The organism is Streptomyces sp. SUK 48, from assembly GCF_009650765.1.
Classification (GTDB): Bacteria; Actinomycetota; Actinomycetes; order Streptomycetales; family Streptomycetaceae; genus Streptomyces.
Genome location: NZ_CP045740.1, coordinates 1 through 13,435, shown reverse-complemented (window position 1 = coordinate 13,435; position 13,435 = coordinate 1). Strand labels below are relative to the sequence as shown.

Genomic DNA, 13,435 nt, shown 5'->3' with positions numbered 1-13,435 from the left:
CTCGGGCCGCCGTGCTGGAGGCGCGGCCGCGGCCCTTGTTTCTCGGGCCCGCGTCCTCACCGTGTGCGGGTGCGGCCCTTGTTTCTCGGGCCGCGGTGGTGTGTCTGCCGGGTGCGGCCCCTGTGTTCGGGCCGCCGTGCTGGAGGTGCGGCCGCGGACCCGGTCCTGGGGCCGCGGTGGTGCGCCTGCTGGGTGCGGCCCCTGCCTCTCGGGCCCGCGGTCTCACCGTGTGCGGGTGCGGCCCTGGCCGTGGTCCGCGGTGGTTCACCTGCCGGGTGCGGCCCCGCCCCCCGGGGGGCGACGTCTCACCCGCTGGGTACGCCCCCCAGGGGGTCGCCGTGCTTCACGTACGGCTGCGGGTGCGGCCCCGGGTCTGGGGCCCGTGGTGTCCCGTGGGCGGCTGCGGGCCCGTTTCCCGGGCTTGCGGTGTCCGTGGGCGGGTGCGGGCCCGTTTCCCGGGCTGTGGTGTCCCGTCTGCCGGGTGCGGTTCCCGCGTGCGGGCTCCGCCGTCTCGTGCCCGGCCACGGCCCTGCCCCCCCTCGGGGGGCTGCCGTGTTCCGCCTGTGGGTGCGCCTGGGTGTGGTGCCGGGGCTCAGGCCGCGGTCTTGGCTTCCTGCCGGCGCCGGGTGATGGTCTCCTTGTCGGGTTCGCGCAGGTTCCATACGACACGCAGCCGGCCGAGTCCCATCAGCAGCCAGCCGCTGAGGTCGGGTTCCCACCAGGTGACGCCGTGCCGGTAGGAGCCGGGGAAGGCGTGGTGGTTGTTCTGGAGTCCCTCACCGAAGGTGAACACCGCGACCGGCCAGTTGTTGGCGCTGTGGTCCTCGTTGTCGAAGGGGCGTCCGCCGAAGGCGTGGCAGATCGAGCCCACGCACCAGGCCGCCTGGTTGGCGACGAAGATCCGGGCGAGGCCGCCGAAGACGAGGCCGCCGAGCAGTGCCATCGGGGTCCGTACGACCGCGAAGTCGATCACGGCCGGCAGGAGAAGGCCCAGCAGTACCCACTGCGGGTAGGTGCGGTTGAAGAACATCAGCCGCCGGCTGCGCAGCACGTCGGGGCCGAACACGGTGACCTTGCTGGCCTCGGGGCTGAGCATCCACGGCATGTGCGCGTACCACAGGCCGCGCATCCGGGCCTTGAACGCCCACCCGTGCAGGTTGGGGGAGTGGGGGTCGCCGTCCTGGTCGCTGAAGCGGTGGTGGCGGCGGTGGGTGATGACCCAGAACATCAGCGGGCCCTGCGCCCCCATCGACCCGGCGATCATCATGACCGCCTCGAAGGCGGGTGATGTCTTGAACGCCTTGTGGGCGAGGTAGCGGTGGAACCCCACCGTGATCCCGAACATGTGCACGAAGTACATGGCGGCGAACAGCCACAGATCCGTCGCGGTGAAGCGTCCTGTCCACAGCAGGTACCCGGCGGCCGCCGTACCGGCCAGCGGCAGGGTCATCGTGGTCAGGGCGGAGAACCGCTTGATCCGCAGGCTGACGGGGTCGAGCCGGACGACAGCGTTGGTTGCCGCGGTCGCGGACATCGTTCAGCTCCCTTCCTGTTGGTTCGGCATGGACCGTGTCCCGGGGCCCTGATCGGGGCGCATGCGGTCGGGGTAGCGGGCGTCGCGGATGAGTCCGACGGCGTCCAGGGCCCGGATGACCGCGCCTGTCGGGTCGATCTGGAGGAGGTTGTGCCGGTTGTGGGCCAGCGAGGGCCGTGCGTGGTGGTTGTTGTGCCAGGAGCCGCCCACCGAGATCGCCGCGAGGGGGGCGACGTTGCGGCTGGTGTCCCGGGTGCGGTAGGGCCGGGCGCCGACGGTGTGGCCGATCGAGTTCACCGCCCAGGTGACGTGGTCCAGCAGGAAGATCCGGGCCAGCCCGCCCCACAGCAGCCCGCCGGCCGCGCCGCGCGCCGTTCCCCCCGACAGGAGCCAGCCCGCGAGTGCCGGCAGCGCGAGCCCGGCCAGCACCCACACGAAGTAGTACTGGTTCAGGCGCATCACCAGCCGGTCGCGGACCATGTCGGGGGCCCGCCGGGCCCAGTCCTGGCGCTGGACGGTGAACAGCCAGCCCACGTGGCCGTGCCAGAACCCGCGCAGCCGCCCGGCCAGTCCCGGGCCGAGCGCCCGCGGTGAATGCGGGTCGCCGTCCTTGTCGGTGAAGGCGTGGTGCTGGCGGTGGATGGCGACCCAGAACACGACCGGTCCCTGTGCCGCCATGCTTCCCGCGATGCCCCACAAGGTGGTGACGACGGGGCCGGCCGCGAAGGAGCGGTGGGAGAAGAAGCGGTGGAATCCGCCCTCGACGCCCAGTGAGGTGATCGCGTACATCACCACCAGCAGCAGGGCGTCCGTCCAGGTGAATCCGTAGCGCACGGCGAAGACGACGGCGGCGGCGGTGCCCAGGGTGGGCACGCCCACGGTGATCCAGGCGAGCCTGCGCGCGCCCCGGTCCGCCCCCGCCTCCGCCGCGCCCGCTCCCGCGGCCGTGGCGCGTGCCGGCGCCCGGCCCGCTCCTGCCCGGGTGCCGCTCACGACACGCCCGCCGGAGTGCCCGCCGCCGCGCCCGCCGGTGCGCCGGACGCTGTGCCCGCCGGTGTTGTGGCGGGTGTGGCGGGTGTGTCGGCCGGTGTGCCCGCTGGTGTGGCGGCCGGTGTGCCCGCTGGTGTTGTGGCGGGTGTGTCGGCTGGTGGGGTGGTGGGGAATGCCTTGAGGGTGCCGTCCAGGTACGCGGTGCGGGTGTCGCGGCGGCGGACCTTGCCGCTGGTGGTCATCAGGACGGTTCCGGGCGGTCCGATGTGTATCCGGGCGGGCCGTACCCCGTGGTCCTCGGTCACCGCGGCGGTCACGCGTTCCAGGAGTTCCTTCTCGCGCAAGGCGAACTCCTTGGCGGTGCCGCGGAATTCGGCGACCAGGACGACCTCCTCCTCGTCGCGTGTCGTGCTGGGCACGGAGAACGCGGCGGTGCGGCGCAGGTCCTGGTGGCAGTGCAGCGCGGAGTGCTCGATGTCCTGGGGGTGCAGGTTGCGGCCGCTGATGACGATGAGGTCCTTGAGGCGTCCGGTGACGAACAGTTCCCCGTCGAGGAAGAAGCCGAGGTCCCCGGTGCGCAGGAACGCGGCGTCGCCGCTGTGGCCGGCGGGGCGGGCGCCGAAGGTGCTCGCGCTCAGTTCGGGGCGTCCCAGGTAGCCGGCGGCCACGCTGGCGCCGTGGACCCAGATCTCGCCGATCCCGCCGTCGGGCAGCGGGGTCAGGGTGTGCGGGTCGACGACGATCACCTCGTGGTTCTCGGCGATCACCCCGCAGCTGACCACCCGCACCGCGTCCGCCCCGCCCGGGTTCTGGGCGCGGCGTGCCCGCCCGCGTTCCAGGGCGTCCTTGTCGAGCCACTGGGTGCGGATGGTGTCGTCGGCCTCGGGTTTGCCGGAGACGAAGAGGGTGGCTTCGGCGAGGCCGTAGCACGGGATGAGGCTGCCGGCGTCGAAGCCGACGGGTGCGAACCGTTCCCGGAAGCGTTCCATGGTGTTGCCGGAGACGGGTTCGCTGCCGCAGAACACCTGCCGCAGCCGGCTCAGGTCGAGGGTGGCCCTCTCCTCGTCGCCGATGCTCTGCGCGCACAGGTCGAACGCGAAGTTCGGGCCGACGGAGATGGTGACCTTGTGGTCGGTGATGGCTTTGAGCCACCGGTAGGGGTCCTGCACGAAGTGGATGGGGGAGAGCATCACCAGGGGCCAGCCGCCGTGGACGGCCAGCATGATGGTGCCCATCAGTCCCATGTCGTGGTAGGGCGGGAGCCAGGAGCAGCCGACGCGGTCCTCCTCGTAACCCATGTGGGCGTCCAGGACCCGGCAGTTGCTGAGCAGGTTCTCGTGGGTCAGGACGATGCCCTTGGGGTCGCCGGTGGAGCCCGAGCTGTACTGGATCAGGGCTGGTTCCACCGCCCGCGGCGGCGTCCCGCCGCTGCCGGGGTGCTGGTAGAAGTCCGGCTCGGGGAAGATCCACTGCGGCGCTTCGGTGCCGGCGGTGAGCTGTTCGTGGAACTGTCCGCTCTGCCCGGCGAAGCGCGGGTCGGTCAGTACGGCCCGCGGCGCGCAGTCGTCGAGGACGGACAGGAACCGGGCGGTGGCGCGCCGCCCGAACGGCGGGAAGCAGGGTACGGCGGTGCAGCCGGCGCGCATGATGCCGAACAGGGCGGCGACGTAGTCGAGTCCGGGGTCCAGGGCGAGGATGATCCGGCCCTCGCTCAGGCCGCGCTCCTGGAGGCGGGCCGCGACGGCGGCGGCCTGGTCGGCGAGTTCGCGGTAGGTCCGGTCGATCGGGTGGTCGCCGGTCCCGTCGGGCAGGAAACGGAACGCGAGGCGGTCGGGGGTCTCCTGGGCGCGGTGCTCGAGGACGTGCACCAGCGAGGATCCGGCGGACGGTGGCAGCGGTCTCACAGGGATACGGCCTTTCATGTCGGTCTGCGGGCGGGACACGTGCGTGATCTCCGTTCGGACGCGAGGGCGCGTCACACGGCGCGGACCACCCGCAGCTGATGGGCGCTGCCCAGGTGCGTGCCCTGCACCGACCAGGCGTCCACCTGCTCGTCCACCCACCCGTCGGGCCCGGCGGCGCGGGTGGTGGCCCGCAGCAGGATCCACGGGGAGGCGGCGCCGGCGAGCCCCGGTGCGGGGCGCACGGTCAGCTCCACGGTCGGCACGACCGCGAGGGTGGACAGGATCGCCGCGTAGGAAGGGGCGAGCGCGTCCATCAGCAGCACGAAGCGCAGCACGTCGGGCGCCTCGTCGTCCTCCACCAGCCGTACCCACGCGATCAGTTCGGGCACCGGCCCGCCCGCGTACGGGCGGGCCGCGCCGACGGGGCGGATCTCCATGCTGGTGGCGATCGGCACGAACTGCGCCGGGATGGCGAACACGTCGCACTCCTCGGGCCCCGGCGCCGCGGGCGGCTCGGGGGCCACCGCCTGCCAGGAGCCCTCACCGCGGCGGGCGAACACCGCGGACGCCTCGATCGCCGGCCCCTTCTCGCTCTGCGCCAGGGCACGGACCACGCTCAGGGTCCGCCCGGCGCGCACCAGGGAACTGTCCACGGTGAAGCCGGGGTCGACGGGCCGGTCGAACCGGCCGGTGACGCTCTGCAGTTCGAGTCCGGGCGCGTGTTCGCGCATCGCGGAGGTCAGCAGGGCGAGGGCGAGACCGCCGTGGAAGCCGCCGAAGCCGCGCAGGTGCGCGTCCGCCCGCAGCCACCCGTTCACCGGTTTTCTCAGGAGGGCTCCCGGTGTCGCCCCGTCAGTGTTCAGCATGCGAAGACAGCGTCCCGTCCGAGTGGATGGAAGAAGAGAAAAAAAATGAGGGGAGGGGGTGCCGTACGGCCGCCCCCCGGACCCGCCCGGCTGTCTGCCCGCCCGCCCGGCCGCCCGTCCGTCCGGCTCTGTGCTGTCTGCCGGGCGGGGACGGGGGGTCGTTACGGGGGATGCCGTTCGGGGGGTGCCGTTCGGGCGGGCTGTACAGGAGCCCGCCCGGGCACGAGCCGGGCCTGAACCACCCCGGCCCGGCCCCCGGCCCGGCCCCCGGCTCGGGTCCGGCCGGGGGCCGGATCGGATCGGATCGGGTCGGGTCGGGGTCGGGGGGCGGGGTCGGGGCGGGGGTGGGTCAGCCGAAGAACGCGGTCAGTTCGGCCGCGACGGTCTCGGGCTGCTCCTCCACCATGTAGTTGCGGGTGTTCTTGACCTCGACGACGCGTACGTCGCTGCCGCAGGTGGGCAGGACGCGGTTCATGTAGTCGTAGAACCCGCCGTAGGCGAGACCGAGGACGGGCACGGACAGCTTGCCGTAGCCGTGGAAGTCGTCGATGTCCTGCTGGTACGCCTGGAACCATGCCTGGCTGGCGCGGATCGCCTCGGGTGTGTCGTAGCGCTGCGCGTACACCTCCCGGTCCTGCGGCAGCACGGCGTCGGGGTCGACCAGGCTCAGGCCGAGCATGTAGTCGACCATGAGGCGGTAGCGGCCGGCGAGTGCCTGTTCGGGGAAGCCGGGCACGATGTTGAAGGCGAGCCACCAGCGGTGCGGGCCCGGGTCCTCCGGCTTCGGCATCAGCCGGAAGCCCTGGTAACTGTCGTCGATGTGCGTGGTGTTGATGATCGCGACGCGGCGGGTGGCCGCCTCGTGGTTCGCGGCGTGGGCGAAGGCGACCATGGCACCGATGCCGTGCCCGGCGATGTTGATCCGCTCGTAGCCGAGGTGCTCGGCCAGGGCACGGATGTCGCCGGCCATGCTCTTCTTCTCGTAACCGGAATCGGGACGGCTGGAGCCGCCCATGCCGCGGATGTCGACCGCGACGACCCGGAAGCGCTCCGCGAGCGCCGGCATCACCTTGCGGTACTCCCACCAGGTCTCCGGCCAGCCCGGCAGCAGGAACAGCGGCTCGCCGCTCCCGCCGCTCACGTAGTGCAGCCGTACTCCGTTGACGTCGGCGTACTCGCTGGTGAAGCCGCCCTCGAGCGATGCCGCGAGTTCCTCGTCGGACGGTACGTTCGTGCCCATCGGTGTGCTCTCCCCCATCAGTGTGTTCTTCCTCGTCGCCGCGGTACGGGACGCGCCCGCCCTGCGGCGGGATGCCCCCCTGGTGGCTCACCCCCCTTCGGGGGCTCGTGCCCGCCCCCGGGAGGTGAGCCGGTCACCCGGCGGTGACCGGCAGCCGGCCGTGGCCGCGCTGGACGATCTGGTCGCGGAACGTCGCCGCCCCGGCGAGCTTCAGTGCGGGCAGCCGCCGCAGCAGCAGCGGTACGGCCGTCTCCGCGGACATCCGGGCCAGTGCCGCGCCCAGGCAGAAGTGGGCGCCGCCGCTGAAGGTGAGCGGGCTGTTGCCGGTGCGGGCGGGGTCGAAGACGCCCGGGTCGGTGAAGCGGCGCGGGTCGCGGTTGCCGGCGGCGATGAGCAGGGTCAGCGGCACGCCCTTGGCGACCTTGACGCCGAAGAAGTCCAGGTCGCGTGAGGCGACGCGGTTCAGGATCTGGGCGGCCGGCTCGAAACGCAGGGTCTCGTCGGTGAAGCCGGCCGCGAAGTCCGCCTCGGTGCGCAGCCGTTCACCCTCGGCGGGGTGCTCCAGGGCGAGGCGGACCATGTTGCTGAGCAGGTCCTGGGGTGCCTCGGTGGCGGCGACCAGCAGCAGCATGAGGTTGGCGACCAGCTCGGTCTCGCTCAGTTCCCCGCCCGCGTCACGGGCCGCGGTGAAGGCGCTGGTCAGGTCGGTGGTGGGCTGTGCCCGGCGGCGGGCGACCAGGTCGTGGAAGTAGCCGGCGAGGCGTTCCATCGCCGCGTCCCCGGCGGTGAGCTGGCCCATGTCGCGGATCGGTTCCAGGGCCAGCGTGATGTCGCCGACGTCGCCGCGGAAGGTGTCGTGGTCCTCGTCGGGGATGCCGAGGAGTTCCCCGATGACCCCGGCGGCCATCGGGAAGGAGAACTCCGCGACCAGGTCGACCTCCCGCCCGTCCGCGGCGAGGCGGGCGACCCGCTCGACGGCGCGGGCGGCCCGGCGTTCGACCAGGGGCCGCCACGCCTCCACACCGCGCGCGGAGAAGGCGCTGGAGAAGAACCGCCGGTAGCGCTCGTGGTCCGGGTCGTTGGAGAACAGCATGTTCTTCGTCAGCCAGGACCAGGAGGCGTGCTCGCGCCAGCCGGGCAGCCGTACGTCCTGGACGGCGGCGTCGGTCGACAGCAGGTCCGCCTCGCGCAGTGCCCGCGCGCATTCGGCATGGCCGGTGACGAAGAGGTGGGCGCCGCCCACGTCGACGACCGGTCCGTGGCCCGCATCTGCTCGTACAGGGGGTAGGGGTCCTGTTTGCCCTCGAAGGACAGCAGACGGCCCATCACGTCGATCGGGTCCGCCAGGGTTTTGGTGGGGCTCACTCTCACTCCGGGTATTCGACGGCAGCCGGGCATGCGGTGCGTGCGGTACGGGGGTGGTGTCCTTCAGAGCGGTACAGGGCGAGTTCGGTGAATACCGGTGGTGCGCGGTGCATCAGCGTGTCCGAGGCAGGTGATCCGGCCGGGCACGTGGTTCGCGGTGCTAATGGTGCAGAGCCCTAACTCCGAAGGGCTCTCTGTACTCGTTGTACGCCGTCGAGTTGGAATGTCCAACTCGATTGTTCGAGCGACAATAACAATCTTCGTCGCCCCCCGGCAATCCCCGCGATCAGCGGATACGCAAGAGTTACGCGCCGGTAAGGTCATGTCCGCCGGGAAGGCGTGTCGGCGGTGCCAACCGCCGCGCCGGGGCCGTGAACACGCGGACGGAATACGGCAGTCCGCCTCCGCGGGAAGCAAAGACACCGTTGTCGGCGCCCCGTTGCGGCATTACCGGTGTGGCGTACGTCATGTCTCCATGTGTCGAACGGATGTGACGGCGTGAATCCCCGGTGCGCTCCATGCGCCGAACGCGCCGCGCGAAAACGGAATTCGGTGCCGCGGTTCCCGGAAAAAGCTGACGGCCGGTCAGATCGGGTGATCTGACCGGCCGCCGGCCCCCTCGGCCCGGCCCCGTCGCGCCCGGCTCCTGTCGGGTGCGGTCCCAGCCGCGGTGCGGCTCCTGGCGTGGCGCGGTTCCTGGCGTGGCGCGGCTCTCGCCGGGCCCGGCCCGGGCCGGGGCGTCGGGGTCCGGGCCCGAGGGGGCCGGGCCGGGGCCGGGCGTCCTCACGCGCCGTCCGCGGCGCCTTGCTCGCCCCGGCGGGCGGCCCGAGGGGGCGGTGGCGGCGCGCCGTTACGCCCCGCCGGCGTCCCCGGCCGCCCGGCCGGCTCCTGCGTCCCGGCGGGTTGTGCGGGCGGGTGGGGCGGGGGTTTTGCCGACGGTGCCGACGAAGAGGCAGGCGATCGCGGCGGCCGCGGTGGCGCCCAGGGTCATCTCCCAGCCCCGGTCGAAGGCGTCCGCCGGGTGGGCGGCGCCGGAGCCCATGGTGGCCACCAGCAGGGAGATGCCGAGGACGGTGCCGGCCTGGCGGGCCATGGTGATGACGCCGGAGCCGGTGGAGAAGCTCTGCGGCGGCAGGCCGGAGACGCCGGCGCTGATCAGCGTGGGCAGGGTCAGGCCGACGCCGATGCCGGTGAGGAGCATGCGGGCAGCATCCCGCCCGCGTAGCCGGCGTCCGGCGAGAGCCGCACCAGCCACCAGGCGATGCCCGCGCCGAAGACGACGCACCCGGCGAAGGCGACCACGCTGGAGCCGAAGCGGTGGATGACCGGCCCGATGCTCATGGCCAGCGCCGGCGGCAGCAGCGTCCCGGGGAAGATCGCGAGCCCGGTCCGCACCGCCGACCAGTGCCACACGTCCTGGCACCACAGCACCGTCGACAGCAGCATGGCCGCGAAGGCGACGGCGAACAGCACGTTGGAGAACGAGGACGGGCTGAAACCGCGGAACTTGAACAGCGGCAGCGGCAGCACCGGCGAGCGTGGCGGGCGGAACGCACCGTGAACCAGACCAGCCCCAGCACCCCGAGCACCAGCGCGCCAGGAACTTCTCCGACGCCCAGCCCCAGTCGTCGCCCTTGACCAGGCCGAGCGCGACCAGGGCGATGGACACGGTCAGCACGGCGGCACCGAGCACGTCCGCCCGCGGCAGGTCCGGGAGGGAACCCGCGGCAGCACCCGCAGCCCGCCCAGCAGCGCGGCCACCCCGATCGGCACGTTCACCAGGAACACCCAGTGCCAGCTCAGATCGGTCAGCAGCCCGCCCAGCACCGGACCCAGCGCACTGGCCACACCGCTGATCGCCGTCCACCCGCGCACCGACGCGAGCCGCTTGTCCGGCGGAGCGGTCGCCAGCAGCAGACCCAGCGAGGAGGGGATCAGCATCGCCGCGCCGACCGCCTGCAGCACCCGCGCCCGACCAGGAACCAGATCCCCGGCGCCAGCGCGCACAGCACCGAGGAGAGCGTGAACAGCACGATGCCCGACAGATAGGCGGTCCGCGGGTTGACCCGGTCCGCGAGATTGCCCGCCGGCACCAGCAGCGCCGCGAACACCACCGCGTACGCGTTCAGCACCCACGACAGGGACGCCAGCGACGTCCCCGAGAACTGGTGCCCGATGTCCGGCAGCGCCACATTGACGATGAACACGTCCAGGTTGGCCATCGCCACCCCGGCGGCGATCACCGTGAAGACCACCCCGAGCCGCGGTCGTTCCTCCGGAGGACTGAGGGTGCCGGCGGTCCGGCCGTCAGGGAGGCTCATGTTCGTCCCATCTCAGTTTGGAATTCCAACTCACTTGCGCAGTGAAGCTAGCAACGAACGAACACGCGCGGCAACGCCCGCCGGTGCGCTGTGACGCGTTCCTCTTCCGGCACGTCAGACAGCCCCCGCCCGCACCATGACGACCCGTCAGGCGGCGCGGGGCGCCCTCGCGAACCCACCGGCACCCCCGCCCCTCCCGCCCCCTCCGCCGTCCCGCGGCGCCTGGGCGCTCGCCTATCCGGTCGCCGCCCCGGCCGTACGTGCGACAGGATCGGGCAGCACGGCAGCACGGCAGCACGGCAGCACGGCAGCACGGCAGCACGGCAGCACGGCGGCTGACGCCGGGCGCGGAGACGGGCGGAGAATGATGATCACGGCGACCCGGTCGCGGAGGTCACCTCCGTGTGCGGGGCCTGCGGCGGCGTATCGGTCCGGGACCTGGGCCAGTTCGTCGAGCGGGACCTGCTGCGCCGGGGCGTCGAGGCAGACGGCGATGGTGTCCAGCCCCGGCCCCAGGCCGCGCAGCGCCGGCACCCGGTAGGGGCGTACGAGGTCGTCCTCGGTGTACTCCCGGTGCCCGCCCGGGGTGCGCCGCGAGGGCTGAGCAGGCCGATGGTGTCCCAGTGGTGCGGCGTGCGCACGGTCAGTCCGCCGGCCGCGCGAGCCGGCCCACTCTCCAGGTCGCGGAAGTGGTCAGGGAGCCACGACGCGTCCTCACACCGCGCGAGGTTCAACCCCCGCCGGGGCGAGGCTCGCGGGACATCACCCCTGCTGCGCGAACGGGCCGCCCCTCTTCGGCCGCTTTGCGGCCGGCGCGGGTGTCGGCCCGTTGTCGGTGCTGTCGCCGGCCTGTCGGTGAACTGTCGACGCCCGCCCGGACAGTGGAGCCACCGGACACCGGCCCCGCGCCGGGCCCGGTCACCGCAGCGCCTGACGACACGACGGGAAGGACCCCCCTCTCATGACCACGGATGTCACCATCATCGGTGCCGGACTCGGCGGCCTCACCCTCGCCCGTGTCCTGCACCTGCACCGCATACCGGTCACCGTCTACGAGGCGGAACCCTCACCGGCCGCCCGCGCACAGGGCGGACTGCTCGACATCCACGACTACAACGGCCAGCTGGCCCTGGAGACAGCCGGTTTGACGGACGAGTTCCGGGCCGTCGTCCTGGAGGGCCGGCAGGCGATGCGGGTCCTGCGCACGGACGGGTCCGTCCTGTTCGAGCAGAGCGACGACGGCACCGGCACACGCCCCGAGGTGCAGCGCGGCGAACTGCGGCGGGTCCTCCTCGACTCGCTGCCGCCCGGCACCGTCCGCTGGGGCCGCAAGGTCACCCGCGCCCGCGCCCTGGGCGGGGGCCGCCACGAGGTGGCCTTCGCCGACGGCACGCGCGTGGACACACACCTGCTGGTCGGCGCGGACGGCGCCTGGTCCCGCGTCCCCCCCCTGCTCACCGCGGCCGTGCCCGCATACACCGGCAGGTCGGTCGTGGAGACCTACCTGTACGACGCCGCGACCCGCCACCCGGCCACCGCGAAGGCGGTCGGCGGCGGCTCGATGATCGTGCCCACACGGGGCCGGGAGATCTTCGCCCACCGGGAGCGCGACGACACCCTGCACGCCTACGTCGGCCTGACCCGCGATCAGGACTGGTTCGCCGCCGTCGACTTCACCGACCCCGCAGCGGCCGCCCGCGCGGATCGCGGCCGAGTTCTCCGGCTGGGCGCCGGAACTCACCGCGCTGATCACCGCCACCGACACCGCCCCGGCCCTGCGCCTCCTGCACGCCCTGCCGGCCGGCACCCGCTGGGACCGCGTCCCCGCGTGACCCTCCTCGGCGACGCCGCGCACCTCGCCGCTCCCAACGGCGAGGGCGCCAACCTGGCCATGCTCGACGGCGCCGAACTCGGCCGGGCGCTGGCCGCCCGCCCCGCCGACACGCAGGCCGCGCTCGCCGCCTACGAGCAGGCCATGTTCGAACGCGCCCGGGAGTCCGACCAGATCCTCGGCCTGGACCCCGGCGACCTCACGGCCGAGGACCTGGCCGCCGCGTTCACCCGCGAGTCCGCCCGCCACGAACAGCCTGACCCCCCGGGAGGCTCCGGTCCGGGCCGCGCGCCCGGACCGGAAACCGGACGGGGTGGGTGCGGGCCCGTCGAGTCCGTCGGGCGGGGGCCGGCGCGCAGGCCGCGGTCGAGTCCGGCCGGGGCCCGCATCTCCTCGGCGGTGAGGGTGAAGCCGAAGACGGCGAAGTCCTCGCGGACGCGGGCCGGGGCGGCCGGCTCGGGGAGGACGATGCTGCCCAGCCGGAGGTGCCGGCACAGGACGATCTGGCGGCGGGCGAGGGGCGGGGGCGGGGGGCCTCCCGCGCCCGGCGGCCAGGCCGCCGATGACCGGCTGCCCAGCACGGCGCCCTGCGCGAGTGGGGCTCCACGCCTCGGTGGCGGTCCCGTGCCGGGCGTGGAACGCGCGTGGCCCGGCCGCCGGAGGCCGGGGTGCAGCTCGATCTGGCCGGCGGCCGGGGCCGGCGCGGCGTCCTCCGGCAGCCTGCTCAGCCGGCCGGGCCGGAAGCTGGAGACACCGGCGGCGCGGATGCGGCCCGCATCGGCGAGGCTGGTGTGCCGAAGGCGCGCAGGGTGGCGTCGTAGCCCTGGTCGGAATTCCACTGCGAACGCGGGCAAGGTGCGGGCGCATCAGCGTGTCCGGGGTGCATCGGGGTGCGCGGCGGGGCGTGGGCCGCGCCACGGTCCCGGGGCTCGCGGCGGCTTCGCCGGGAACGGCGCGGCCGGCCGGTGACATCCCAGGGAGGACCGGGGACGGCCCGGGGAGGACCGGTGACGGCCCGGGGAGTACCGGGGACGGCCCGGGGGAGTCCCGGGGCGGACCGGGGGCGGGCCGGGGGAGTCCCGGGGGCGGCTCAGGGGAGGATCGAGTCGACGTAGCCGCCGTCGACACGCAGCGCGCCGCCGGTCGTCGCGGAGGCCAGCGGGGAGGCCAGGTAGACGACCATGTGGGCGATCTCCTCGGGCTCGATCAGACGCTGGATCAGGGACTGGGGCCGGTACCTGACCATGAACGCCCGCTGCGCCTCGTCCCAGGGCAGTTCGGTGCCGACGAGTTCGCGGACGAACTCCTCGACCCCGCCGGTGCGGGTGGGGCCGGCGATGACGGAGTTGACGGTGACACCGGTGCCCGCGGCGTCCTTGGCGAA

The 13,435-nt window shown here is 73.4% G+C and carries 12 protein-coding genes; 1 reads left to right on the top strand and 11 read right to left on the bottom strand.

Annotation, left to right across the window (positions count from 1 at the left end; translation table 11 throughout):
- Window positions 1–592: 592 nt before the first annotated feature.
- The 10 genes from GHR20_RS00045 to GHR20_RS38055 all read right to left on the bottom strand — a co-directional run bounded on the left by GHR20_RS00045 (window position 593) and on the right by GHR20_RS38055 (window position 10,220).
- Window positions 593–1,534 (bottom strand): acyl-CoA desaturase, encoded by a 942-nt coding sequence (locus tag GHR20_RS00045; protein WP_153811709.1) that lies wholly within the window; start codon window positions 1,532–1,534, stop codon window positions 593–595.
- Between the two features lie 3 nt (window positions 1,535–1,537).
- Window positions 1,538–2,527 carry an acyl-CoA desaturase gene (locus tag GHR20_RS00040; RefSeq protein ID WP_153811708.1) on the bottom strand — a complete coding sequence of 330 codons (990 nt, stop codon included), beginning with the start codon at window positions 2,525–2,527 and terminating at the stop codon, window positions 1,538–1,540.
- Window positions 2,524–4,392 (bottom strand): fatty acyl-AMP ligase, encoded by a 1,869-nt coding sequence (locus GHR20_RS00035; RefSeq protein ID WP_243877800.1) that lies wholly within the window; start codon window positions 4,390–4,392, stop codon window positions 2,524–2,526. Before GHR20_RS00035 ends, GHR20_RS00040 begins: the two co-directional genes overlap by 4 nt.
- Before the next feature lie 107 nt (window positions 4,393–4,499).
- Window positions 4,500–5,294 (bottom strand): thioesterase family protein, encoded by a 795-nt coding sequence (locus GHR20_RS00030; protein ID WP_237520366.1) that lies wholly within the window; start codon window positions 5,292–5,294, stop codon window positions 4,500–4,502.
- Between the two features lie 349 nt (window positions 5,295–5,643).
- Complete coding sequence (locus GHR20_RS00025; protein WP_153811707.1) at window positions 5,644–6,534, bottom strand: alpha/beta hydrolase; 891 nt, start codon at window positions 6,532–6,534, stop codon at window positions 5,644–5,646.
- A gap of 133 nt (window positions 6,535–6,667) precedes the next feature.
- Window positions 6,668–7,777 (bottom strand): cytochrome P450, encoded by a 1,110-nt coding sequence (locus GHR20_RS00020; protein ID WP_243877798.1) that lies wholly within the window; start codon window positions 7,775–7,777, stop codon window positions 6,668–6,670.
- 972 nt (window positions 7,778–8,749) lie between these two features.
- Window positions 8,750–9,100: a hypothetical protein gene (locus GHR20_RS37160; protein WP_243877797.1), complete on the bottom strand. Its 351-nt coding sequence runs from the start codon at window positions 9,098–9,100 to the stop codon at window positions 8,750–8,752.
- The gene (locus GHR20_RS37155; RefSeq protein WP_243877795.1) at window positions 9,070–9,429 is read right to left on the bottom strand and encodes a hypothetical protein; all 360 of its coding nucleotides are present in this window, start codon (window positions 9,427–9,429) and stop codon (window positions 9,070–9,072) included. The genes GHR20_RS37160 and GHR20_RS37155 overlap by 31 nt, the downstream gene beginning before the upstream one ends.
- 141 nt (window positions 9,430–9,570) lie before the next feature.
- Window positions 9,571–9,864, bottom strand: a complete 294-nt coding sequence (locus tag GHR20_RS38060; RefSeq protein ID WP_275549578.1) for an MFS transporter — start codon at window positions 9,862–9,864, stop codon at window positions 9,571–9,573.
- Window positions 9,834–10,220, bottom strand: coding sequence for an MFS transporter (locus GHR20_RS38055; protein WP_275549577.1), 387 nt, complete (start codon window positions 10,218–10,220; stop codon window positions 9,834–9,836). The genes GHR20_RS38060 and GHR20_RS38055 overlap by 31 nt, the downstream gene beginning before the upstream one ends.
- Before the next feature lie 961 nt (window positions 10,221–11,181).
- Between GHR20_RS38055 and GHR20_RS38050 the strand changes: the two genes are divergently transcribed.
- Window positions 11,182–13,020 (top strand): NAD(P)/FAD-dependent oxidoreductase, encoded by a 1,839-nt coding sequence (locus GHR20_RS38050; protein ID WP_275549576.1) that lies wholly within the window; start codon window positions 11,182–11,184, stop codon window positions 13,018–13,020.
- Between the two features lie 121 nt (window positions 13,021–13,141).
- Here the strand turns inward: GHR20_RS38050 and GHR20_RS00005 are convergent.
- Window positions 13,142–13,435 (bottom strand): SDR family oxidoreductase (locus GHR20_RS00005; protein ID WP_153811706.1); only part of this gene is annotated, 294 nt, incomplete at its 5' end.

Bases quoted from the DNA above. Each gene is read 5' to 3' on its own strand.
- GHR20_RS00025 (WP_153811707.1), bottom strand. From the start codon at position 6,534: ATGGGCACGAACGTACCGTCCGACGAGGAACTCGCGGCATCGCTCGAG.
- GHR20_RS38055 (WP_275549577.1), bottom strand. From the start codon at position 10,220: ATGAGCCTCCCTGACGGCCGGACCGCCGGCACCCTCAGTCCTCCGGAG.
- GHR20_RS37160 (WP_243877797.1), bottom strand. From the start codon at position 9,100: ATGCTCCTCACCGGCATCGGCGTCGGCCTGACCCTGCCCACGCTGATC.
- GHR20_RS38050 (WP_275549576.1), top strand. From the start codon at position 11,182: ATGACCACGGATGTCACCATCATCGGTGCCGGACTCGGCGGCCTCACC.
- GHR20_RS00030 (WP_237520366.1), bottom strand. From the start codon at position 5,294: ATGCTGAACACTGACGGGGCGACACCGGGAGCCCTCCTGAGAAAACCG.
- GHR20_RS00045 (WP_153811709.1), bottom strand. From the start codon at position 1,534: ATGTCCGCGACCGCGGCAACCAACGCTGTCGTCCGGCTCGACCCCGTC.